Raw genomic sequence first — 24,657 nt, forward strand, 5'->3', positions numbered from 1 at the left:
ATAACATTGTTGAAAGGACTGACTAATGAAGTTTCTTCGCCACGGACCTATAGGGGGCGAAAAGCCCGGATTCCTTGATTCAGAGGGAAACATACGCGATCTATCTGCTTTGATTGCCGATTTCACCCCCGAGACAGTGACCTGCGAGGTGCTGTCAGCATTGGCCGGTCGTGATTTGTCAGATGTGCCTGTGGTCGCGCCTGATACACGCATCGGACCGTGCGTCGGTGCGGCGCGTAACTTTTATGCGGTGGGTTTGAACTATGCGCGGCATGCCCGTGAAACCAACAACCCAGAGCCGAAAGAGCCAGTGCTTTTCTCAAAATCAACGTCATCAATTTGTGGACCGAACGATCCCATCATTTTGCCGCGTGGCTCTGTAAAAACAGACTGGGAAGTTGAACTTGGCATCATTATTGGTCGCCCGTGCAGCTATGTCAGTAAGGACGAAGCACTGGATTATATTGCAGGCTTTTGTACGATAAATGATGTCAGCGAGCGCGCATATCAAATCGAACGCGGCGGACAATGGATCAAAGGAAAATCTGCACCCAATTTCGGCCCGATTGGCCCATGGCTGGTCACGCCCGATGAGGCAGGCGATCCCCAGAACCTTGCTTTGAGCCTTTCTGTTAACGGCGAGACAGTGCAGGACAGTTCGACAGCCGACATGATTTTCTCCGTGGCTGAAATCATATCTTATATGTCGGAATTCATGCGTCTTATGCCGGGCGACATTATTGCTACCGGTACGCCAGAAGGCGTGGGACTGGGCCTAACACCACCCCGCTTTTTGAGTGCTGGTGATATTGTTGAGCTCTCGGTCGAGGGTCTCGGTACACAGCGCCAGACTGTCGTCAGTTAAGCTCGGGGTATCCCCCCAACAGACATTGATGGAGATTTCAGGTCAATCGGTATTTGATCCGAGTGTAGATTTCCAAGCTTTGTAAATTTTGTTCACTGGGCTGGCTTGCTCAGTCCAGTGAAGATTTCCCCAAGCGGTATGTTCGATCAAGAACGTTATCCCAACTGCTTTATGGATTGGGCGAACCTCAAGCTCTGGAACAGACTTTTGATTCTGCGCCAAATCTCGCCACTGTTACCTCGTGGATGCAAGGGGCAAACCATTTGAGGATCGAAGGCCGTCCCAAGCAATCAATTGGCTATAAGCTTTCTCCGTCCTGCTATTTCACGTCTGAGTCCGAATCTGGCGAGGTTTATCGTGCAGTTCTGCTAAACTGCGCGGCATGGAACAGCTCAATAACGATATTTGCTATCAGGCACTCAAAACCCGGGACCGCCGGTTTGACGGGCGGTTTTATACCGCAGTAAGGACCACCGGGATTTTCTGTCGCCCGATTTGCCCGGCGGTAACGCCCAAGCGCGACAACGTGGAATTCTATCCCAGTGCGGAGGCCGCAATTGCCCATGGTTTTCGCCCATGCCTGCGCTGCCGCCCCGAAGCCGCACCTGGCAGCCCGGCAAGTGCCGGTGTGCACGCAACTGTTGCCCGTGCGGTGCGACTGATTGATCAGGGTGTGTTGGAAAATGGCTCGATCACCGATCTGGCCGACCGGCTTGGTGTCGGTGACCGGCATTTGCGGCGTATTTTCAAGGAACATACCGGCGTCACGCCGCAAGAACATGCCAAGGCACGCCGTCTGTTGCGGGCGCGGCAGTTGATTGTCGATAGCAACCTTACGATGACTGAAATCGCCGACATTGCTGGTTTCGGCAGTTTGCGTCGCTTTAACGATGCGATGAAACAGGCCTATGGGCAGGCCCCGACGGCCTTTCGGCGCGGTGTCAAAACCGTGAGCCCGGAAAAACCGGGGTCGGATGATCCGTTTTCTGCGCGCAATGATGATTTGATTTTGCGTCTGCGTGCCCGCCAGCCCTTTGATGCCGAATATCTTCTGAGCTTTTTCCGCGCACGTGCCATTCCGGGCCTGGAGATCGTTCGTGAACGCACCTATGCGCGCGGTTTCAAAATTGATGGCAAGCTCGGCTTGATGATCTGTCATTTTTGCGTGGACCAAGCCGGCGTGGATGTCATTCTGCGCGGCCCGGCTCGGGAGGCAGTGCTTGAAATCGGTGCAAGGGTGCGAAGACTTTTTGATCTTGATGCCGATGTGCCGTCCATCACCGCGCAGTTTTCCGACGATGCCTTGCTGGCGCCGTTGGTACAAAAACGCCCCGGTCTGCGCGTGCCCGGATGCTGGGACCGGTTTGAACTCGCCCTTAGGGCCGTTTTGGGCCAGCAGGTTTCGGTGGCGGCGGCACGTACCTTGGCCGGGCGGCTTGTGGCCCGCTTTGGCGATGCCTTGCCCGATGATCTGATCAATGGGACGGGGATCACCCATGTCTTCCCGGCACCGGAAAGTCTGATCGGGCAGGAACTGATCCCGATTGGTTTGACCACGCGCCGGGCGCAGACCCTTGCCGATGTGATTGATCTGTTTGCCAGACCGGATTGTGATCAGATGTCTGGGGATGACTTGATTGCCGTCATGACCGCGATCAAGGGCATTGGCCCATGGACATTGAACTATTTTGGCCTGCGCGGGCTTGGTGATCCGGATGCCTTCCCGGCGGCGGACCTTGGCATCCTGAAGGCATCTGGCATGGGCGGCGGCCCGGACAAGGCCAAGGCCCTGGAAAGCATTTCGGAAAACTGGCGGCCATGGCGGGCATATGCCGCGCAATATCTTTGGTCCGCATTGGAAGGAGAATGACGATGTCCACCCAAATCAACGTCGTGCGTTATGCCAGCCCGATCGGTAATCTGTCGCTCGCCTCGATTGATGGCAAACTGGTGCATCTTGATTTCGAAGACAATGATGATCGCCTTAAAACCATTCAGACACGACGGTTCAAAAACCTTGAATGGACGGAGGGCGGCGCGGCACCAGACCCGATCACTGACTGGCTGGATGGCTATTTTGCCGGATCTGTCGGCTTGCTGCCGATCGATGCGATCAACATGGTCGGGACGGCGTTTCAGAAATCGGTTTGGGATGCCTTGGTCAATATCCCAAGCGGGAAAAGCGTTTCATACGCCGGGCTGGCTGATCAGCTTGGCAACCCCAAGGCGGTTCGGGCGGTGGCGCGGGCCAACGCTCTGAACCCGGTATCAATCATTGTGCCGTGCCATCGGGTGATCGGATCGAACGGCACATTGACCGGCTATGCCGGTGGGCTTGATCGCAAGAAATGGCTGCTCGATCATGAAGCCGCCATGCTGGCCAAGGCGGCCTGAACCCAAAAGAAAAGGCTGCCAGATGGCAGCCTTTTTAACTTTGACGTGATGTCGCAGTCGATCAGATCGACATGACAATACGGCCATCGATCTTGCCATCGCGCATGCGATCAAAGATCGAGTTGATGTTTTCCATCGGCTCGGTCGTGAAGTGGGAATGCACTTTGCCATCGCCCGCGAAATCAAGTGCTTCCTGAAGGTCGGCACGGGTGCCGACGATCGATCCACGGATGGTCTTGCGTGACAGGACCGTATCGAAAATATCAAGCTCGAACGTTCCGGGCGGCAGGCCGCAAAGCGCCATGGTCCCGCCACGGCCCAGCATGCCAACACCCTGTTTGAAGGCAGCGCGCGACACAGCGGTGACAAGCACGCCATTGGCACCGCCCATCTGTTTTTGCACTTCGGAAACAACGTCGGTTTCAGCCGCGTTCAGCGTCCAGTCCGCGCCAAGGTCTTTGGCGAGCTGAAGTTTCTCGTCGGCAATGTCAACGGCGATAACTTTCATGCCCATCGCCTTGGCGTATTGAACGGCCATATGGCCCAGTCCGCCGACACCGGAAATCACCACGGTCTCGCCGGGCTTGCATTCGGTTTCCTTAAGCCCCTTATAGACCGTGACACCAGCGCACAGCACCGGGGCTGCATTGCCAAATTCAAGCGGATCGGGCAAGTGGCCAACATAATTCGGGTCGGCCAGAACATATTCGGCAAAGCCGCCATTAACCGAATAGCCGGTATTAAGCTGTTCGCCGCACAGCGTTTCCCAACCCGTAACGCAGTGATGGCAATGCCCACAGGCTGAATGCAGCCACGGCACACCAACACGGTCACCTTCCTTGACGGAGGTCACGCCTTCGCCCACTTCGGCAACAATGCCGACACCCTCGTGGCCCGGAATAAAGGGCGGGTTCGGCTTGACCGGCCAGTCGCCTTCGGCCGCGTGAAGGTCGGTATGGCAGACACCGGACGCTTCGATCTTGACCAGGATTTTTCCCGGCGTGACCTTGGGTACGGTGACTTCTTCAATCGACAGCGGCTTGCCAAACGCCCGAACGACGGCGGCTTTCATGGTGGAGGGCATGGTGACATCTCCTTGCTGATGATACGGAAAAGAACGTCTTTTCTTCAAATATCGCGAAGGGGAGTGTCGTTGATTTCAGTTTGCACCACCATGAGGTGTATCAATTTTTTGATGAATTCTTATCAGGCGCGCAAAAGCCTTATGCGCCATCACCGTCAAAGTCAGGCAATTCAAGGACGTAGTCCTGATAATAGTCCGGCGGCATGCCTGCTTCATAGCGCGCTTCGTCATTAAACGGCGGTTTGAGTGGCCCACGGAAATGCTTGCGCAGCATATCATGCCATGTGGTGTAGTAGGGCAGGTCGCGCTGATCACAGACATATTCGTAATATTTTCGGCCCGCGGCGACATGGGCGATTTCGTCATGTGCAATGATTTTAAGGATGCGGGCACTTTCCGTATCCCCATGCGCCAGAAGCCGTTCAATGGTCGGCGGCGTGGCATCAAGGCCGCGTGCCTCAAACACCATCGGCACGACCGCCAGACGCGGCAGAATGTCATAGGCCGTATCCATCGATGTCTGCCAAAGCCCGTCATGGGCGGGAAGGTCACCATATGCCGCGCCCAGTTCACCAAGGCGCTTGTTGATCATTTTGAAATGGCGCGCTTCGTCATCGGCGACCTGAACCCATGCATCATGGAAATCGCGCGGCATGTCTGCCTCGGGAAAGCGCACACACAGATCCCATGCCAGATCGATGGCATTCAGTTCGATATGGGCCAGCGCATGCAAAAGCCCGATACGGCCCTGAACGCTGCCTTTCTTGCGCTTGGGCATCTTGTTGGGCGGCAGCAATTCCGGCTTTGCCGGGCGACCGGGACGATCGGGCAGGTCGGTTGAACCCACTTCACTGATCTCGCCATTGCGCCACATCGCCGCCAGTTCGGCAGTGACGTCGGCCTTCTCTGTGGCGTCTTCGGTCAGAAGGGCACGTTTGGCAGCATCAGCGAGGGTCAGTTTGGTCATGATCGTCCGAAGTATGGGATTAAGGTTCACGTGCGCTTTGTCTGCCACTTGGCGGCCATCGGGTCAATTGGCAAACAAAAAGGGCGGCCCGCCATCAAGGTTCGGACCGCCCTTTGAAATCGTTTGGCGCTTGCGCAATCAGGTGATGTTGAAGCGCGCCAGTGCCTCTGCCAGATCCTCGCCAAAGGCATTGCCCTTGCGGATGATCGCGGTCCGGCACGGCAAATCCTGAAGCGACGGATGGTTCGGTGCATCCGAGGTCAGAACTGCGGTCGGAATGCCGCGCGTTTTCGGCATCGCCTGCAGGGCATTGGCCAGATCTACACCTGTCAGTTCATCAATGGTCTTGGCGACAATGATGAAATCCGGGCGGGTGCGCACGGCAAGTTCAATCGCCTCGAACGATGTCTGGGTGACCGAACTGCGATAACCACAAGCGGCCAGTTCGCGTTCCAGAATGGTTGCGAGGGAGCGTTGCGGAATGACCAGCAAGGCCTCGACATTGGCCTGTTTCAGCCATGCCGGGTCAATATCAGGGGTCCGTTTGGACGGCAGTTCGCGCACGAATTCGGCGGTATCGGTCCCGCCAGCCGTCATGTCACCGTCAAGCAGGGACTGGATCTTGTCTACGAAGGCCTGGATATCTTCAATCGCGCCTTCGTTCAGTTCCTTGCAGGTCGTGACGTAATCCGCAAGACGATGGCTGGTCAGGTTGATCAGCGGCGCTGATACTGACTTGCCCTTGTATCGCAGATTGAATATTTCGCGCTGGATGGCGGTCAGATGGGCGGGATCTTTTTTGCCGCGTGCGTTTTGCAGATGAACGTCAATCGAATTGATGATGTCATGTGCTTCGTCGCGAAAATCCGCCAGCATTTGATCGTCGAGATCAACAACATTGTTATTCATTTGATTACCCGCTTTGCCGGCATGCCGGTGAGTTTTCATCGAACAGGTGAGAATTAGACCTCACCCATCACTCCCATATCCGAATTGTTAGCCCGACAAACAAGGGATGGCAACAAAATCAGCAAAACGCAATACGGCCAGCCGTCTGAAAGAAAACGATTTTACCGCCAAAAAAACAAAGGCCCGGCATCTTGTCGCCGGGCCTTGATACGAGAAAAATCTGAATTCAAAGGGCTTTGACGGCCTCAAGAACCTCGGCAACGTGGCCCTTGACCTTTACCTTGCGCCAGGCATTACGAATGACGCCGCTGCCATCAATGACAAAGGTCGACCGCTCGATGCCCATGAATTTTTTGCCATACATGCTTTTTTCTTTCCAGACACCGTAATCCTCGCACGTGGTGCCGTTCTCGTCGGATGCGAGAATGAAGTTCAGGTCATGCTTGGCCTTGAATTTATCGTGCCGGTCCGCACTGTCCTTGGAAATGCCGATGATCTGTGCATTCACAGCGCTGAAATCAGGTTCGGCATCGCGGAATTCGCAGGACTCGGTCGTGCAACCCGGCGTCATGTCCTTGGGATAAAAATAAATCACCACCGGTTTGCCCGCCAGATCAGACAGTTTCACGCTGCCATTGCCATCGGTTGGCAGTTCGAAATCCGGGGCCTTGTCACCAACATCAACTGTCATGGTCTATCCTTTAATCTTTTGGGACCGCATAGCGGCATGTTGCAACCGTGAAAATACAAAGCCTTATAAGGATGGCAAGGGGGCTTGGATCATTGCGGTGCATCTGTTGGCGCAATCTTTTCCGCGGGGGCTGCAACCACGCGATCATAGATCTCCTTGATGCGGGTTGCCGTCATTTCCATTTTGTCCTGAAGGCTTGCGAAATCATCACATTTACCGGCATTTGCCAGCATTTTTTGCAAATCCTCGCTGGCTTTTTCAGGATCAAACGGGCCCTCGGTCGTCAGGCGCAGCATTGCCTGCAACGCCAGCCAGAACGATGCGGAATTGGCCAGAAACTCGGCTTCTTCGCCATCAAGGATCCCCACCGACGCCAGATTTTTGAAAACCTCGCGGGTTGTCGGTGACAGGACCTCCGGGTGGTCATGGGCATGGCGCAGTTGCAGATATTGCGCAATGAATTCCAGATCGACCAAACCGCCACGGCGCATCTTGATAGCCCACGGATGGTTGTCACCTTTGCCGGCCTCCATCCGGTTGCGCATATCATAGACTTCGCGCACCAGTTTGTCCGGATCGCGTTGCTTGCAAAGCACGTCATTGGTCGTGGCCAAGACCTTGTCACACAGTGCTTTGGGGCCATAAACCGCACGCAGGCGCGTCAGCGCCATGTGCTCCCACGTCCAGGCTTCGTTGTTCTGATAGGTTTCGAAACTTTTGAAATGCGTCGCAAGCGGCCCTTTGGATCCGCTGGGGCGAAGACGCAGGTCGGTTTCAAACAGAACCCCTTCGGCGGTCGGGGCCGACAGGGCGTTGATATAACGCTGGCTCAGTCGGATGAAATAGTGGCCCGGCGACAATGGTTTTTCGCCATCGGACTCTTCGGCATCTTCGGGTACCTCATAGATGAACACCATATCAAGGTCGGACCCGGGTGAAAGTTCCTGCCCGCCATGCTTGCCCAGCGCAAACACCGCAAGACCGCCATCGGCAAACGAGCCATGTTTGGCGGCAAAATCGTCGGCGATCGGCGGGAACAGTGCGCGAATGGCAACATCGGCAACATCGGCCAATGCCCGGCCAGCTTCGTGCGGGGTGTGACGGTTCTGGATGGTTTGCACGTCAATCTGGAACTTCTGGTCATTGGCCCATCGCCGCGCGGCATCAAGCCAGTCTTCGACCATGTCTTCGCGTGACAGACGGGCGTCAAGTTCCGCCAGCATCGCATCCGCATCGGGTAGCTCTTCGTGGAAGCCCGACATCAAAACATAATCAAGCACCGCGGCATTACGCCCGATATATTTCGCCATACGCGGGGCGGTGCCGGCAATCTGGGCCAGCAGTTCAAGCAATTGCGGATGGGCGGTGAACAGCGAAAATAACTGCACGCCGGCCGGCAGACCTTTGAGGAAGTCGTCAAAGGCACGAAATGCCATGTCCGGGTTGGTTGTTTTACCAAGTGCAGCCAAAAGGGTCGGCATCAGTTCGGTCAGGATTTCACGCGCCCGGCGTGATCGGGTTGCCCGGTAACGGCCATGATGCCATCCCCGCACCGTGACCGAGACGTTCTCGGCATTCTCAAAGCCCATCTCGCGCAGATTGATCAGGGTTTCCGGATCGTCTTCGGTGCCCGTGAAGACAAGGTTGCCACTGGCACCGGCAAGGGTCGTGTCGTCTTCAAACAATTCAGCATAATTGTTTTCGACATTGCGCAGATGAAGCAGCAAGTCCGCCTTGAAGGCATCAAGCGTTTCATAGCCAAGGAAGGTCGCCAGTGCCAATAATCCCTGATCGGTATCGGGCAGAGTTTGGGTTTGTTGATCATTGATCATTTGCAGGCGGTGTTCGACCGTGCGCAGAAAATCATAGGCGGCAAGCATTTCATCGCGGACTTGCTCGGATACCTGACCGAACTTGGTCAGGGTGCGCAAGGTGTCGCAGGTCGCCTTGCCGCGCAGCGCAATTTCGCGCCCGCCCCAAATCAGTTGTTGGGTTTGGGCAAAAAATTCGATCTCGCGGATGCCGCCACGGCCAAGCTTGATATTGTGACCGGGGATATTGATCTTGCTGCCGCCCTTGTGGGCATTGATCTGGCGCTTGATCGAATGAATGTCCTGAATGGCAATGAAATCAAGGTGCTTGCGCCAGACAAAGGGTCTTAGGATTTCAAGGAATTCATTGCCCGAAACACGGTCGCCACCGACAATGCGGGCCTTGATCATGGCCGCACGTTCCCAGTTCTGACCGACCGTTTCATAGTATGTTTCAGCCGCAATCATCGAAAGGATTGGCGGGGTCGATGCCGGGTCCGGACGCAGGCGCAAATCAGTGCGGAAAACATATCCGTCGCCGGTGCGTTCTTCCATAATCCGGGTGATGTCGCGCACCATCCGCACCAGATCCTGATGAATGCGATCAGGGTCGATATAGGTCACCACATCCTGATCATAGAGGAAGATCAGGTCGATATCCGATGAATAGTTCAGCTCCCCTGCGCCGAGTTTCCCCATGCCAATCGCAAAGATCCCGGATCCCTCAAGCGGATTTTCCGGGTTGGGCAGGTCATATTTACGAAGCCGCGCCATGGCGGACAGACAATGCGCCATGGTGAAATCAAGGGTGTATTCGGCTGTTTTGCTGATTGCCGATGTGACCTGATCAAGTTTCCAGGCCTTGCAGATATCGGCAATCGCGATCACCAGCGCCGCGCGGCGTTTGGCGTGACGCACCGTCGCCATGGTGGTCGTCTGATCAAGGTCGCGTGCATTCGCACTGACTTTCACGGGCTCAAGCGCGTTGGCAAAAGCCTGATCAAGGCCGCTGTCAAACACGTCACAGACTGTATCGGGATCGCGGAGGCAAAGATTGGTCAGATAGGGGCTGTTACCAAAAAGCGCTTCAAGAACCGCACGTTTTTGGGGATTGGACGCAATCTCGCCAATTTTGTCTGACAGACTTTCAAACGCTGGTCGACCCGCCAATGTGTTCCAGCGTTCGAGCGCATTGGTGACACGGTCGGCGTCAAAGGCTTTGGGCAGGTCCTGTGAAATCCAGGAAAGAGACACTTTTTGCGTTCCTTGTATTGCGAAATGGTCACAAACCGCGCTATGCAAAGGATTGAGCCTGATTGCATAATCTCTGCAAGGAGTAGGACGTCCTGATCAACAGGATGACTTATATGTTTCTAGCTTTTCTGTGATCGGACAAAAAGGGGTATAGATCAATAACTGTCTGGTATTTTAGGATCCAATGATCCATCGACAACCATGCCAGATAAGAGAAGTTATTGATATCGCTGCATATGACATCGGGAACACAAGGTAAAATGAGTGCGCCACGTTAAGACCTTTGCCGGATGGCTGGCGCTGACTTTATCAGCCATCGTCCTGTTTGTCGGCGTATTTGCAGCAGTCACGATCTGGCGGCTGTCACAGGAACCTGTGTCCCTGCATCGTCTGACCCCGTATCTGGTTGATCATCTCAATAAATCGATGGGCAATAACCGTCTGGCAATCGGCGACGTCGTTTTGCGCTGGCGTGGCTGGGACGAAAAGTTTGATGTCGGTTTGCGCGACGTCAGCATCTTTGGCCCCGATGATCAGGAAATGCTTCACGTCCCCGAAGCCGATGTCGTGTTTTCCAGCAAGGCGCTTTTTGAAGGCGTGCTTGCCCTGCGCGAGCTTAATCTGATCGGCCCGCGCATTCGCCTTGAACGGCGGGCCGATGGCACGATTGATGTCGGCTATGTCGCCGAAGAAACCGCCGCAGATGGCACGAACCCTTCGGAAAACACGCGCAACGATGATGGTGCGGCAACAGGCCAAATTTACGACAAGGGGCGCGGGGCCTCAGTTACGATTGAACTCCCCGATGCGCCGGACGTGAATGCCGATCAACTTCCGGCTGAGCCTGAAAACGCTGCGGGTGAAACCGAAACTGTCGAACGTTCCGGCAATACCGTCTTGCAGGATGTCTTTGCCATTCTCTCGGGCGAACGCACTGATATTCCAGCCGCGGCCTATTTCGAAAGTTTCGGGGTGGTGAATGCCGATCTTGAAGTGCGCGATGATAAAATCGGCATTGTCTGGGCGGCACCACAGGCTGATATCCTGTTATCTCGCCGGGCCTTCGGGATCGGCGCGGAAGCATCGATGCAGGTCAGTGCCGGGGATATATCGACCCAGGTGCGCGTCACCGGCGATTACAGTATCGAAACCGATCAGGTCGATCTTGAAGCCGAAATTGGCGAGGTGCAGCTTGCCGATCTTGTCAGCATCTCGGATCTGTTTGAACAATTGCGCGATGCCTATGTCCCGGTTTCGGGAAAGCTGCGTGCAAGCTTTGATGCGAAGGCCGAATTGCTTTCGGCGGCCACGGACCTGTCGGTTGGCGGCGGCGTGATCACCTTCCCAGACGAAATACGTGCGACCTATCGGGTCTCGGACGGACAGATTGTCACAAGCTATGTGCCCGGTCGCTTCAGCATTGATGATGTCGTGCTGAATGTTGGTGATGCATCCGCCAAACTTCAGGGGGTCGTGCTTGACCCGTTCGGGCAGTGGCAAGTCAATCTTGATGCGTCGGCCAAGAACGTTGCAACCAACGATCTGGACCGTCTCTGGCCCGAAGGGGTTGGCGTGGATGCGCGGACCTGGGTCGTTACCAACCTGTCCGAGGGGATTGTTCATCAGGCAACCTTGCACACTGAACTGCGCCAGGACGATGCGGGCGAGGTGATTGTTGATGATCTTGGTGGTCAGATGACGATGTCGGGTGTGACCGTGCATTATCTTGGTGAAATGCCGGAAGTGCATAATTCTGCCGGGCGTGCCGAATTTGATGAAACCAGTTTCAGCATCTTTGTAAATACCGGCGAGGCCGATGGCATTGAGGTAACCGATGCCAGCGTCATTTTCACCAAACTTGATGAACCGACCCCCTACGCCGATATCGAAATCGTCGCACAGGGCAGTGCGCGCAAGGCACTTGAACTGATCGAGGCAAAACCACTTGGCTTTGCCACACGGCTTGGCATCGACCCGGCCCAGATCAGCGGCGAACAGGCAACCCGTGTGCGCCTGCATTTCCCGTTGCTTCGCGATGTGACGTTTGACGATGTTGATGTCGCGGCAGCCTCGCGGATTGAAAAGGCCGGGATCGTTGGTGCGTTTCGCGGCATGGATGTCACCGCTGGCAGCTTTGAGCTACAGGTCAACACCAAGGGGCTTGAACTTGGCGGCACGGCCACGATTGGCAACGGCAAAACCAACATCAACTGGGTCGAAACCTTTGCGCAAGAGGCTGAGGTCCGAAGCCGCTATAAACTATCGGGCGATCTTGACCTTGCGGTTTTGCCCGATATCGAACTTGATCCCGGCCCCTACCTCAAAGGGATGGCGAAGGGGGATCTTGATATCCGCGTCGGCTCGGATCAGGTCCGTGTGGTCGGTGATCTTGATTTGACCAATTCGGCGATTTCGGTTCCGCTTGAAAAAGTGGGATATCGCAAGGAGCCCGGCGCAAATGCTGCGGCCAAGTTTGATGTTGCCGTGCGGTTTGATGGCGGCGGGGTACTTGACAGTTTCGCACTGAGCGCACCCGCCCTTGAGGCAACAGGCCGTGGCAACTGGCGCGGTGATAACGGCATGGCCGACAAATGGTTTGTCGAGCTGCAAGACACCCGTTTTCGCGAAAATATCGATCTTTCCGGCACCATTCGCATGGAAGAAGGCGACCGATTGCTGGTCGATCTGCGGGGTGCGCAATTCGATTTGCGTCCTTTCCTTGAAGATGACGCATCCGGTGAAACACCAGCGGTCGGCGAACCCGATGAACAGAGCTACCTTGTGACGCTGGAAGCTGGTGGTTTCCTGCTTAAGGGGGCTGCGCCATTGCTAAATGATGGCAAGATCACCTTGCGTCAGGAAGCCGACAAGCGCGAACTGGAAATCTCGGCGCGCCAGTTGATCGCGACCCCATGGATCGTCGGTGACGAACAAAGAAATGACGACGCAGGCAAAGCCGCGTCGGAAACGAATACCGGTGGCATTGGCGAACGTGCTGAGCGGACCGGCGGCACCACCGAAGTGTTCCTGAATATCGAACAAATGGTAATGGCCAACGGTGAACTTTTGGCCGATCTGCGTGGTTCGATCCATACGGTCGGGCAGGAATGGGACCGTCTTGTTCTGAATGGGGCATTCGGGGACCGGGCCAATGTGTTTGTGCAAGTCGTCCGCGAAGACTTCCAGACCCGCAAGGTCACAATGACCAGTGAGGATGCCGGGCGTTTCCTGCGTGCGGTTGATATGTATGAAAACCTTCTGGGCGGACGCCTGACGATTGAAGGCACGGTCGATGAACGCGATATCGCCCAACCGTTCACCGGTCAGGTCACGGTCAATGAATTCCGTGTGGTCAATGCGCCGATTGCGGCCCGCGTGCTCAGTGCCGCGTCGCTGACCGGGCTTGGCGATGTGTTGCAAGGCAATGGCATCGCCTTTACCGAAATGAACGGCGACTTCACCTATGTCAATGATGTGCTTTCGCTGTCAAAGGTGGCGGCAAACGGCGCAGCCGTCGGGGTAACCGCCAATGGGTCGATTGATCTGGCCAAATCCGAAATCCGACTGGCCGGATCAATTGTGCCGATTTACGCGCTGAATTCTGCGCTGGGTGCCATTCCGATCCTTGGCGACATTCTGGTCGGTGAAGAGGGCGGTGGCATATTTGCCCCGACCTACACGGTGGAGGGCGATCTGAGCGACCCCAGCATTACGGTCAATCCGCTATCGACCTTTGTGCCCGGCGTGTTTCGTAACCTGATCACCGGTGCCGAGCCGGGCTAAGTCGGCAACCAGTCACAAAAAAGCCCCGCACGATCACTCGGCGGGGCTTTTTGATTTTATGCTTGGTCTTCTTTGATCAGACCGGCTTGATCAGGACGTGGCGTTTCTTGCCGGCAGATACCTTGATCACACCATCTGCATTAACCGCATCGGTGGTGATATTGGCGTTTTCATCGCTGACTTTTTCGTCATTGATCTTGGCGCCGCCACCCTTGATCAGACGACGTGCGTCACCGCCCGATTTGGCAAGGTCGGCACGGCGGAAAAGATCAAAGGCCGGAATACCGGCATCAAGTTCGGCCTTGGCGACTTCCACGGTCGGAAGATCGTCTGCCAGAACACCTTCTTCAAAGGTCTTGCGCGCCGTTTCAGCCGCCGCAAGGGCTGCTTCTTCGCCACGGCACAGTTTGACCGCCTCGAACGCCAGAACTTTCTTGGCTTCGTTGATCTGCGATCCTTCAAGCTTGGCGTATTCTTCGATCTGATCGAGCGACATCTCGGTGAACAGACGCATGAACTTGATCACGTCGGCATCTTCGGTGTTCCGCCAGAACTGGTAGTAGTCATAAGACGACAGGCGTTCTTCGTTCAGCCAGACAGCCCCGGCGGCGGTCTTGCCCATCTTGGCACCCGATGCCGTGGTCATTAGCGGGGTCGTCAGGCCAAACAGCGATTTCTCATCAACGCGGCGACCAAGTTCAACACCATTGACGATGTTGCCCCACTGATCCGATCCGCCCATCTGAAGCGTGCAGCCATAGTTGCGGTTCAGTTCGACAAAGTCGTAGGCCTGCAGGATCATGTAGTTGAATTCAAGGAAGCTTAGCGACTGTTCACGTTCCAGACGCAGCTTGACCGAGTCAAATGCCAGCATCCGGTTGACCGAGAAGTGGCGGCCGAAATCACGCAGGAATTCGATGTAGTTCAGCTTGTCCAGCCAGTCGGCATTGTTGACCATGACCGCATCGGTCGGGCCGTCGCCAAACGTCAGGAACTGCTGAAACACCTTTTTGATGCCGGCCATGTTGGCTTCGATGATTTCATCGGTCAGAACCGGACGTGCATCATCGCGGCCCGTCGGGTCCCCAACGCGGGTAGTGCCGCCGCCCATCAGGACGATTGGTTTGTGGCCGGTCTTCTGCAGCCAGCGCAACATCATGATCGATACAAGTGATCCGACATGCAGGCTGTCTGCAGTGCAATCATAACCCACATAGCACACCACCGTATTTTCCGATGCATAGGCATCAAGGCCTTCAAGATCAGTACATTGGTGGATGTAACCGCGGTCATTCATGACGCGGAGAAAATCAGACTTCAGTTCAGTCATGGTTTTTGCGCTATGTTGGTTGTGATAGAAAATTTGATCCGCCATTCGGTGCGGAGGCGATGATCTAGCACAGAAAACATCCGCTCGGCAACGCATCGGCGAACAGATCTGCCATACGGGTAACGAATTCGCGATAATTTCCTTTTAGGCTGCTCAAAACCAACAGCGATCGCGCACGGAGCACGACATGACACAAGGCTGGATAACCGCAATCGGCATGATGAGTGGCACGTCCCTTGACGGGGTGGACGCAGCACTGATTGAAACCGATGGCATCGAAGTGCGCCGCGCCGGACAATCGATTTTTGTGCCCTATGCGCCGGAATTGCGCGAACGCATGCGGGCCTGCTTTGGCAATCGCAGCGCGACCAACACCGAACATGTCGTTGCCGATGATCTGACACAGGTACATGTTGATGCCGTTAACATGCTGATGGATAAATCCGGCATGTCGTCCGCTGATATCGGTGTGATCGGCTTTCATGGCCAGACCGTGTTTCATGAACCGGCATCGGGCCTGACGCGCCAGATCGGAACGCCGCATAGGCTGGCGGAAAAAACCGGCATCCCGGTGGTGGCCGATTTCAGGTTGGCCGATGTCGCCGCCGGTGGGGAGGGTGCGCCACTGGCACCTGTCTATCACGCCGCCCTGATCAAAAGTGCCGGTGTTGAGTTGCCCGTGGCAGTTCTGAATATCGGCGGGGTTTCCAACGTTACCTATATCGACGGGGATGACGGCCTGTTGGCCTTTGATTGCGGGCCGGGCAATGCACGGATTGATGACTGGATGTTGCGCCATACCGGTAATCCTGTTGATCTGAATGGCGCAACGGCGGCCTCGGGCACTGGTGACCCGATGGTCGAGGTCAAATTCCTTGAAGACCCGTATTTTGACCGCATCCCGCCGAAATCACTGGACCGCGAAGATATGGCGGCCCGCATTGACGGGCTGGTGGTTGAGGCCAAGCTTAATGTGTCCGACGGGGCGGCAACGCTTGCCAATTGCACGGTGGCGGCCATCGTTGCCGGGGTGAACCATCTGCCCGCTGCGCCCAAAGGCTGGTTTGTCTGCGGCGGCGGGCGTCATAACGATTATATCATGGAAACACTCGCAACCCGTCTGGCAGTGCCGGTGCAATCTGTTGGCGTGCTTGATTGGGATGGTGATGCGGTGGAGGCTGAATGTTTTGGCTTCCTGGCTGTGCGCCATTTGCGCGACTTGCCGCTCAGCTTCCCGGGGACCACGGGCGTGCCCGAGCCCTGTTGTGGAGGCAAGCTTTACCCAACGAAAAAGGCCGCCTGATCAGGCGGCCTTTTATTTGTGTGGTCAGGCTGTAGGCGGTTTAGGCGCCGCGCTTGTCCAGATAGGCAATCGAATGCTTGATCACTTCGTCTTGCTGTTTGGCAAAATAGTGATCAGCACCGTCAATCGCGCACATGTCAACTTCAATGCCTTTCTGGGCATTAAGCTTGTCGGCAAGCTTGTTGACCGAGGCGACCGGAATGTTGGTGTCCTGCGTGCCATGGATCAGAATGCCGGATGACGGGCAGGGGGCAAGGAAGGTGAAGTCATGTTCACTTGCCGGGGCTGCGACCGAAATAAATCCGTCAATTTCCGGACGGCGCATCAAAAGCTGCATGCCGATCCAGGAACCGAATGAATAACCGGCAACCCAGGTTGCACGTGCATTGGCGTTATAGGTCTGCATCCAGTCAAGCGCGGATGCCGCATCAGACAGTTCGCCGATCCCCTGATCGAATACGCCCTGCGAGCGGCCGACGCCACGGAAGTTGAACCGCATGACGGAATAGCCGCGATCCTTGAACATGTTGAACATGTTGAAGCACAACTTGTTATTCATTGTGCCACCCTGTTGCGGGTTCGGATGGAGGATAAGTGCGATGGGCGAATCGTCAGCGCCGTTATGGTGGTAGCGACCTTCAAGGCGACCTTCGGGGCCGTTAAAAATGACCTCAGGCATGGATCAGACTGCTCCTGTCCACGAATGGAAAGATGTGTGTAACAAAAATATCCGAGTGTTTTTGTAAGTTTTTTCGTGTTTGCGCATAAATTGCTTTGGGCAAATACTTGACCAAGTTACTCGGTTATCCTATATTCCGGCTAACCCGATGGTGCCTGTCGAACCCGACAATTGCTTATGTGCAAGGACGGGGCTGGGCGTGGCTGCCGGGAATCGAAGGTACTAATTACACAGTGGACCGCCCCATGTTCAAGCTAATTCGTCAGGAAATTGACGCGATGATCGCCCGTGACCCTGCGGCGCGATCCCGTTGGGAAGTCGTGATCAGCTATCCGGCGTTTCATGCGATCATGGGCTATCGCGGGACACATTGGCTGTGGCAGCGCGGTTTTCGCCTGACGGCACGCTTCCTGTCGCAGATTTTGCGCTGGTTGACCGGGATCGAAATTCACCCGGGTGCGACGATTGGCAAGCGCTTCTTTATTGACCATGGCATGGGTGTCGTGATCGGCGAAACCGCCGAGATCGGCGATGATGTCACACTGTATCAAGGCGTTACCCTTGGCGGGACATCGCCAAGTGTGAATAGCGACGGCCAGCGCGGCCTGAAACGTCACCCGACCCTCGAGGATGGTGTGATTGTCGGGTCCGGCGCGCAAATCCTTGGGCCGTTTACCGTGCGCAAGAATGCACGTGTTGGCGGCAACGCCGTGGTCCTGGGTGAAGTGCCCGAGGGTGCGACCGTTGTCGGTATCCCGGCCAAGATCGTCCGCCGAGAACAGGATGATCGGTTCTGTGCCTATGGTACGCCGCTTGGCGATCTGCCTGATCCGGTTGCCCGCGCACTTGAAGAACTTGGCCGTGAGGTCGAAACGCTGCGCAACAAGGTGGTCGCCCTTGAGGGTGAAAAGGCCGCATCTGATGCCACACCGGAAAAGCCGCGTATCGTCGCATCATCGGAATAGAATACGCGCCACCGCGCAACATGAATGAAAAGCCCGCTCTGGGTTAGCCCCAAAGCAAGGCAGGAGGACGCACCGTGAAGCTGAGTACCAAAGGCCGCTATGCCGTTATGGCGATGGTCGATCTCGCTGAAAGCAGCAAGGACCGACCGGTCGCACTTGCAGATATTGCGGACCGCCAGGAAATTTCGCTTTCTTATCTTGAACAGCTGTTTGGCAAATTGCGCAAGGGCGGTCTGGTCCGTTCGGTGCGCGGCCCGGGTGGTGGATATTTGCTTGCACGCAATGCCACTGAAACCCGTGTTGCCGATGTTATTCTGGCGGTTGATGAACCAATCCGTGCAACCCGTTGCAAGTCCGGTTCGCCCAAGGGCTGCAAGACCAACAAGGGCCGTTGTCTGACCCATGAACTGTGGGAAGAACTCGGCAACCAGATTTATCTTTATCTGGCCTCTGTCAGTCTTGCCGATGTGGTGGATCGCAACGTGGCGGGGACGCTTCGGACTTTCCCGGGTAAAACGACCCAGATCGAAGAGCCGTCACAGGTTGCGGCACAGTAGTTGGTCCTCTATATCGAGGGCAGATGCGAATAAGGATGATTTTAAACTGATGACCGACCAGGTTTATCTCGACTACAACGCCAGCGCGCCGCTTTGCGAAGATGCAAAGCAGGCCATGATCGCTGCGATGGATGTTGCAGGTAATCCGTCCTCGGTTCATGCCAGTGGCCGTGCGGCCCGCAAGATCGTTGATCATGCAAGACGCACCATTGCCGATCTGTTGGGCGGTGATTCAGAACGGATCATCTTCACCAGCGGCGGCACCGAGGCCAACAATCTGGCGCTGAACGGGTTGGAAGATGTCACCGTATTTACCAGTGCGGTCGAACATCCTTCGGTCATCGAAGCAAGACCGGACGCCAAACGCATCCCGGTGGATGAAAATGGCGTGATTGACCTGAATGCCCTTGAAGCGATGCTGAAAGACGCATCCGATGCCGGGCAGAAGGTTCTGGTTTCGGTCATGCTGGCCAATAACGAAACCGGCGTTATTCAGCCGGTTGCCAAGGTTGGTCTGCTGGCGCGCGAATATGGTGCCAAGGTCCATTGCGACGCTGTTCAGGCACTGGGCCGGTTACCGGTCGATATGGGGCGCTTGCTGGTAGATATGGTGTCGATCTCGGCCCACAAGATCGGCGGTCCAAAAGGAATTGGCGCACTGGCGATCGCGCCGGGCGTGATGCTGGTCCCCCAGATCCGGGGTGGCGGGCAGGAAAAATATCGCCGTGGCGGCACGGAAAACGTTGTCGGGATTGCAGGCTTTGACGCCGCAGCCAAACGTGCCGAGGCCAACATGGCAAGGATGGCGGATATCGCGCAGATGCGCGATCGCCTGGAAACGGAATTGGCATCAGAGGCGCCTGAGCTTCTGATCGCCGGCAAGGGAACGGAGCGACTGGTGAATACGAGTTGCCTGATCCTGCCAGGAATGCCCGGGGAAACCCAGGTCATGGCAATGGATCTGGCAGGTGTTGCCATCAGTTCGGGATCAGCCTGTTCATCAGGCAAGGTACGTGAAAGCCACGTGCTTAGGGAAATGGGTGTTACCGAGCCCGGATCGGCCATTCGGGTCAGTCTGGGACTGGATAGCACCAACGAAGACATTGATACATTTATCCGCGTTTGGAGCCGGATGAGGGGTAATGCAGCGCGCAAGAAAGCGCGTCACGCTGCCTGAGAAAGAGTGAGTGAGGAAGCCTTTAAAATGAACGAGCTTAAAGCAAAGCCGATCTATCTGGACTATCAGGCGACGACGCCAACCGACCCGCGGGTTGTCGAGGCAATGCTGCCGTACTTCACCGAGAAATTCGGTAACCCGCATTCGCGCAACCACAGCTTTGGCTGGGAAGCCGAGGACGCGGTTGAAGTTGCACGCGGTCAGGTTGCCAAGATCATTGGCGCGTCGGCCAAGGAAATCATCTTTACCTCTGGTGCGACGGAGTCAAACAACCTCGCCCTCAAAGGTGTGATGAAGTTCTATGGCAAGAAAAAGCCGCACCTGATCACGGTTGTCACCGAGCATAAATGCGTGCTCGACAGTGCCCGCCACCTTGAGCAGGAAGGTTACAAAGTGACCTATCTTGGCGTTAAGGAAAACGGCCTGATAGACCTTGAAGAACTCAAGGCTGCCATCACCGATGAAACCGCACTCGTGTCCGTCATGGGTGTGAACAACGAAATCGGTGTCATTCAGCCGCTCAAGGAAATCGGTGAAATCTGCCGCGAACGCAAAGTCTTCTTCCATACCGACTGTGCGCAGGCGGTGGGCAAGATCGACCTTGATGTTGATGACATGAAGATCGACCTGATGTCGATTTCCGGTCACAAGATCTATGGCCCGAAAGGCATCGGTGCGCTGTATGTTCGCCGTCGTCCGCGTGTTCGTGTGATCGCACAGATCACCGGTGGTGGTCAGGAACGCGGCATGCGTTCCGGTACGCTTCCGACCCCGCTGATCGTTGGTCTTGGCAAGGCGTGTGACATTCTTAGCAACGAAATGACTGAGGAAAACGCACGTATCGAAAAGCTGCGTGACTACACGCTTCAGCGTTTCCGTGACCGTCTCGAAGACATCTATGTCAATGGTGACGAACACGTCCGTGTCAGCGGCAACCTGAACATTTCGTTTGCCTATGTCGAAGGTGAAAGCCTTCTGATGGACATCAAGAACATTGCCGTGTCTTCGGGCTCTGCCTGCACCTCGGCGTCGCTGGAACCGTCTTACGTTCTGCGTGCTCTTGGTGTTGACGAAGAATTGGCCCATACATCCCTTCGTATTGGCATTGGTCGCTACACCACCAAGGAAGAGCTTGATGAAGCCGTTGATGCCATCTGCACCGCAGTTGAGCGTCTGCGCGAAATGAGCCCGCTTTGGGAAATGGCGCAGGAAGGCATCGACATCAAGTCGATCGAGTGGGCTGAACACTAAGAACGACAACGACCGAAAACGTACTATCGACACATTCGATATGTATTCTGTCTCGTGAGAGAGACTCAGGACTTTTTAGGAGGATTCCTATCATGGCTTATAGTGAAAAGCTGATCGACCATTACGAAAACCCGCGCAATGTCGGCTCCATGGACAAAAACGAAACCTCTGTCGGGACCGGCCTTGTCGGCGCACCGGCATGTGGTGACGTCATGAAGCTGCAGATCAAGGTGACCCCGGAAGGGATCATTGAAGATGCGAAGTTCAAGACCTTTGGCTGTGGTTCGGCGATTGCTTCAAGCTCGCTGATCACCGAATGGGTCAAGGGCAAGTCGCTTGACGAAGCGGGTTCGATCAAAAACTCGCAGATTGCCGAGGAACTTGCACTTCCGCCGGTCAAGATCCACTGCTCGATCCTGGCTGAAGACGCGATCAAAGCCGCAATCAGCGACTACAAAACCAAAAACGGCGCAGCGGAAGTGGACGCTGCTGAATAAGCAGCGCCCACTCCCCATCGTTTTCGGAATCTTGGGAGAATAAAATGGCTCTACCGTCACCAATTTCTGTCACACCGGTCGCCCTTGATCACATCAAGGCGCTGCTTGATAGCCGCGGGAAACCTTCGCACGGCATTCGGCTTGGTGTGCGCAGCAAAGGGTGCTCGGGCCTGTCCTACACGCTGGAATATGCCGATGGTGCCGACGGCTTCGAAGAAGTTGTCGAACTTGACGACGGCGTGAGAATCCTGATCGACCCCAAAGCCATCATGTTCGTGCTTGGCACAGAGATGGATTACGAGGTCAACACGATGGAGGAAGGCTTTGTTTTCCGGAACCCCAACGAAAAAGGTCGTTGTGGTTGCGGGGAATCCTTCCACGTTTGATCAGGCCGGGCTTTCCCTGCTTTCTGAATGGTTATGGCCCTGGCGAGATCGCCGGGGCCATCGCCTGAAAAGGGTGACGTGACCAGGTGATGGTCACGCATCGCCTCTTGAACTGATTTGTTTTTGTCTTTTAATCCTCGGAAGTGCATCGCGTGAGCAACACCGAACAACCTGCGCACAAGGTTTGCTGGTCCTGCAAGGGGCCGGTCGCCGCAAGCGCACTGTTTTGCGAAACCTGCAACGCCATTCAGGCCCCCGGCCAGCTGGATCATTTTACCCGCTTTGGTCTGGAGCGTTCCTTTGACGTTGATGTCGATGCGATGGAAGCGACCTACCTCAAGCAGCAACAAAAGCTCCATCCCGACCGGTTCGCGTCCAAATCCGGCCGTGAACAGGCGCTGTCATCGCAACAGGCCGCCAGCCTGAATGAAGCTTTCGAGACGCTGAAAAATCCGGTCGCACGCGCACATTATATGCTGCGTCAGGCCGGGCACGAGCCAGAAGGCGGCGAAGGCCATACTGTCAATGATCCGGAACTTCTGATGGAAGCGATGGAAATGCGTGAAGCCCTTGACGATGCCAAGGATAAAATCACCATCGATGCCATCATCAAGGATACCCGCAAACAGGCGCGTGCCTGTGAAAATGATCTGGGTGCCGCCTTTGACAGCCAATCCTTTGACGCGGCCAAGAAACTGGCCACCCGTTTAAGATATCTGATGAAAATGACCGAGGAAGCGCGCGCGAAGAAATCGCGCCTTGCCGCTGCCTGATCATAGAAAAAACTGGACGTAAGAATGGCTCTGCTAAAAATCCACGAACCAGGCGAAACACCCCTCCCGCATGAGGACGAACGCCAGATCGCTGTCGGGATCGATCTTGGAACCACCAACTCTGTGGTTGCAATCTCGAACTCGGAAAAGCCGGAAGTTCTGCGTGATAAATCCGGTGGCAATGCGATTGTGCCCTCTGTCGTCTATTACGGCGATGACACGCCGGTTGTCGGCGAAGCCGCACGTGATCAGATCAATTCGGATGCCAGCCGGGTGGTTTCATCGGTGAAACGTCTGATGGGCCGTGGTCTGGACGACGTCAAATCGGTTGCCGGCACGCTACCGTATCACGTCGAAGTGCCGGAAAAATCCGAAACCGAAAACGGCGAACCGATGATGGTGCGCCTGAATGTCGGTAACCGGGTTTTAACCCCGGTCGAGGTTTCAGCTGATATCCTGCGCGCACTGCGTGCACGCGCGGAAGAAAGCCTTGATAAGCCGGTCGAAAAGGCCGTGATCACGGTCCCGGCCTATTTCGATGATGGCGCACGTACCGCGACCAAGGATGCCGCCAAGCTGGCCGGTCTGGAAGTCCTGCGTCTGGTCAATGAACCGACTGCTGCCGCCCTTGCCTATGGCCTCGATAACGGGGCAGAGGGGCTTTATGCCGTCTATGACCTTGGCGGCGGGACCTTTGATATCTCGCTTCTAAAAATGCAAAAGGGCGTCTTCCAGGTGAAGGCGACCGGTGGTGATGCCGCCCTTGGTGGCGATGATTTCGATCATGCCATTGCCGAACATCTTCTGGCGGAACGCAAGGATGGCGGTGCCACCGATGATCTTGATGCGTCGGACGCCAAACGCCTGCTGAAGGCCGCCCGGACGGTCAAGGAAAGCCTGACCGATCAGAACAGTGTCGAAGTCACCGTGGCACTCAATGGCACGGACACCAAACACACTGTAACGCGCGAACAGTTTGATGCGATGATCGCCAAGCTGGTTGCCCGCACGGCCGCCATCACCGAACAGGTGCTTGATGACGCCAATGTCTTGCCCGAAGACGTCAAGGGTGTCGTGCTGGTTGGTGGTTCTACCCGTGTGCCGGCTGTGCGCAAGGCGGTGGCTGATCTGTTTGAACAGGAACCGCTGTCAGACATCGACCCGGACGAAGTCGTTGCCCTTGGTGCTGCCCTTCAGGCAGAGGCTTTGACAGGCGGCTCTGACAACCTTCTTCTGGATGTCACGCCGCTGTCGCTTGGTCTTGAAACCATGGGTGGGATTGTTGAAAAGGTCATTGACCGCAACACCCCGATCCCGGTCACCAAGGCACAGGAATTCACGACCTATCAGGATGGTCAGTCGGCCATGATGATCCATGTGGTGCAGGGCGAACGTGAAATGGTTGATCAATGCCGCTCGCTCGCGCGCTTTGCCCTGACCGGTATTCCGTCGATGGCAGCTGGCGCTGCGCGCATCAGCGTTCAGTTCAATGTCGATGCCGATGGCCTTCTGACCGTCTCGGCCCGCGAGGAAACCACCGGGACTGAACAGGAAGTCGCGGTCAAGCCGACCTATGGCATCAATGAGTCTGATATGGCGACTATGCTGCGCGATAGCATGGTCCATGCCCGCGAAGACATGGAACTGCGTGTCCTGACCGAGGCCCGGGTCGAAGCCCGTCGCAACATCCTTGCGGTCAATGCCGCGATGGATGCCGACCGTGCGCTTTTGACCAAGGAAGACGAAGCCAACATCAAGCAGGCCATTGCCAATCTTGAAACGGCCGCCGCAGGCGATAACCGCGATGCGATCAATGACGCCGCCGAGGCGCTTGAAAATGCATCGCGCCCGTTTGCCGAGGCCCGTATGGATAGCCGGATCCGCCAGGCACTTGCCGGGCAAAATGTCGATGAAGTTCACTAGGAAGTGAATTAATCGACACCGGTGGAATTGACAAACCGGCGAACTGCGGCGATTGTCC

At 55.8% G+C, this 24,657-nt stretch carries 20 protein-coding genes; 13 read left to right on the forward strand and 7 right to left on the reverse strand.

Annotated elements, in window-relative coordinates; genetic code table 11:
- The first annotated feature begins 25 nt into the window (after positions 1 to 25).
- The 3 genes from TH2_RS11645 to TH2_RS21880 all read left to right on the forward strand — a co-directional run bounded on the left by TH2_RS11645 (position 26) and on the right by TH2_RS21880 (position 3,259).
- A complete protein-coding gene (locus TH2_RS11645) occupies positions 26 to 865 on the forward strand; it encodes a fumarylacetoacetate hydrolase family protein (protein WP_040823604.1) in 840 nt (279 codons plus the stop codon).
- Between the two features lie 382 nt (positions 866 to 1,247).
- Entirely contained in the window at positions 1,248 to 2,735 is a 1,488-nt protein-coding gene (locus TH2_RS11650) for a DNA-3-methyladenine glycosylase 2 family protein (protein WP_008890633.1), read from the forward strand.
- 2 nt (positions 2,736 to 2,737) lie between these two features.
- The gene (locus TH2_RS21880) at positions 2,738 to 3,259 is read left to right on the forward strand and encodes a methylated-DNA--[protein]-cysteine S-methyltransferase (RefSeq protein WP_274517098.1); all 522 of its coding nucleotides are present in this window, start codon (positions 2,738 to 2,740) and stop codon (positions 3,257 to 3,259) included.
- A 61-nt stretch (positions 3,260 to 3,320) separates the two neighbouring features.
- On the opposite strand, the gene adhP is transcribed toward TH2_RS21880, so the two are convergent.
- The 5 genes from adhP to TH2_RS11680 all read right to left on the reverse strand — a co-directional run bounded on the left by adhP (position 3,321) and on the right by TH2_RS11680 (position 9,975).
- A complete protein-coding gene (gene adhP / locus TH2_RS11660; protein ID WP_008890635.1) occupies positions 3,321 to 4,343 on the reverse strand; it encodes an alcohol dehydrogenase AdhP in 1,023 nt (340 codons plus the stop codon).
- 139 nt (positions 4,344 to 4,482) lie between these two features.
- Positions 4,483 to 5,310: a ferritin-like domain-containing protein gene (locus TH2_RS11665; protein WP_008890636.1), complete on the reverse strand. Its 828-nt coding sequence runs from the start codon at positions 5,308 to 5,310 to the stop codon at positions 4,483 to 4,485.
- A gap of 138 nt (positions 5,311 to 5,448) precedes the next feature.
- Positions 5,449 to 6,219: a response regulator gene (locus TH2_RS11670; RefSeq protein WP_008890637.1), complete on the reverse strand. Its 771-nt coding sequence runs from the start codon at positions 6,217 to 6,219 to the stop codon at positions 5,449 to 5,451.
- Between the two features lie 226 nt (positions 6,220 to 6,445).
- Complete coding sequence (gene bcp / locus TH2_RS11675; RefSeq protein ID WP_008890638.1) at positions 6,446 to 6,910, reverse strand: thioredoxin-dependent thiol peroxidase; 465 nt, start codon at positions 6,908 to 6,910, stop codon at positions 6,446 to 6,448.
- An 89-nt stretch (positions 6,911 to 6,999) separates the two neighbouring features.
- Complete coding sequence (locus TH2_RS11680) at positions 7,000 to 9,975, reverse strand: bifunctional [glutamine synthetase] adenylyltransferase/[glutamine synthetase]-adenylyl-L-tyrosine phosphorylase (protein WP_008890639.1); 2,976 nt, start codon at positions 9,973 to 9,975, stop codon at positions 7,000 to 7,002.
- A 264-nt stretch (positions 9,976 to 10,239) separates the two neighbouring features.
- On the opposite strand from TH2_RS11680, the gene TH2_RS11685 reads away from it, so the two are divergent.
- Complete coding sequence (locus tag TH2_RS11685; protein ID WP_008890640.1) at positions 10,240 to 13,758, forward strand: YhdP family protein; 3,519 nt, start codon at positions 10,240 to 10,242, stop codon at positions 13,756 to 13,758.
- A gap of 76 nt (positions 13,759 to 13,834) precedes the next feature.
- Here the strand turns inward: TH2_RS11685 and tyrS are convergent, their stop codons facing one another.
- Complete coding sequence (gene tyrS, locus TH2_RS11690) at positions 13,835 to 15,088, reverse strand: tyrosine--tRNA ligase (protein ID WP_008890641.1); 1,254 nt, start codon at positions 15,086 to 15,088, stop codon at positions 13,835 to 13,837.
- A gap of 187 nt (positions 15,089 to 15,275) precedes the next feature.
- Between tyrS and TH2_RS11695 the strand changes: the two genes are divergently transcribed.
- Positions 15,276 to 16,391 carry an anhydro-N-acetylmuramic acid kinase gene (locus TH2_RS11695; protein ID WP_008890642.1) on the forward strand — a complete coding sequence of 372 codons (1,116 nt, stop codon included), beginning with the start codon at positions 15,276 to 15,278 and terminating at the stop codon, positions 16,389 to 16,391.
- A 40-nt stretch (positions 16,392 to 16,431) separates the two neighbouring features.
- Here TH2_RS11695 and TH2_RS11700 read toward each other — a convergent pair whose 3' ends face one another.
- Complete coding sequence (locus tag TH2_RS11700; RefSeq protein WP_008890643.1) at positions 16,432 to 17,070, reverse strand: alpha/beta hydrolase; 639 nt, start codon at positions 17,068 to 17,070, stop codon at positions 16,432 to 16,434.
- A 245-nt stretch (positions 17,071 to 17,315) separates the two neighbouring features.
- Here TH2_RS11700 and cysE point away from each other — a divergent pair, with 245 nt between their 5' ends.
- From cysE to hscA, 8 genes are all read left to right on the forward strand, one after another.
- Complete coding sequence (cysE, locus tag TH2_RS11705; protein WP_081579304.1) at positions 17,316 to 18,035, forward strand: serine O-acetyltransferase; 720 nt, start codon at positions 17,316 to 17,318, stop codon at positions 18,033 to 18,035.
- A 74-nt stretch (positions 18,036 to 18,109) separates the two neighbouring features.
- A complete protein-coding gene (locus TH2_RS11710) occupies positions 18,110 to 18,592 on the forward strand; it encodes an Rrf2 family transcriptional regulator (protein ID WP_008890645.1) in 483 nt (160 codons plus the stop codon).
- 49 nt (positions 18,593 to 18,641) lie between these two features.
- Positions 18,642 to 19,769, forward strand: coding sequence for a cysteine desulfurase family protein (locus tag TH2_RS11715; RefSeq protein ID WP_008890646.1), 1,128 nt, complete (start codon positions 18,642 to 18,644; stop codon positions 19,767 to 19,769).
- A 27-nt stretch (positions 19,770 to 19,796) separates the two neighbouring features.
- On the forward strand, positions 19,797 to 21,020 hold the full coding sequence (locus TH2_RS11720; protein ID WP_008890647.1) for an IscS subfamily cysteine desulfurase: 1,224 nt from the start codon (positions 19,797 to 19,799) through the stop codon (positions 21,018 to 21,020).
- A gap of 92 nt (positions 21,021 to 21,112) precedes the next feature.
- A complete protein-coding gene (gene iscU / locus TH2_RS11725) occupies positions 21,113 to 21,517 on the forward strand; it encodes a Fe-S cluster assembly scaffold IscU (protein ID WP_008890648.1) in 405 nt (134 codons plus the stop codon).
- Between the two features lie 44 nt (positions 21,518 to 21,561).
- Complete coding sequence (locus TH2_RS11730; protein WP_008890649.1) at positions 21,562 to 21,903, forward strand: HesB/IscA family protein; 342 nt, start codon at positions 21,562 to 21,564, stop codon at positions 21,901 to 21,903.
- 152 nt (positions 21,904 to 22,055) lie between these two features.
- Positions 22,056 to 22,676, forward strand: coding sequence for a Fe-S protein assembly co-chaperone HscB (hscB, locus tag TH2_RS11735; protein WP_008890650.1), 621 nt, complete (start codon positions 22,056 to 22,058; stop codon positions 22,674 to 22,676).
- A 24-nt stretch (positions 22,677 to 22,700) separates the two neighbouring features.
- Entirely contained in the window at positions 22,701 to 24,599 is a 1,899-nt protein-coding gene (hscA, locus tag TH2_RS11740; protein WP_008890651.1) for a Fe-S protein assembly chaperone HscA, read from the forward strand.
- Positions 24,600 to 24,657: the final 58 nt, after the last annotated feature.

Origin of the sequence: Thalassospira profundimaris WP0211, from assembly GCF_000300275.1 — a bacterium.
Classification (GTDB): Bacteria; Pseudomonadota; Alphaproteobacteria; order Rhodospirillales; family Thalassospiraceae; genus Thalassospira; species Thalassospira profundimaris.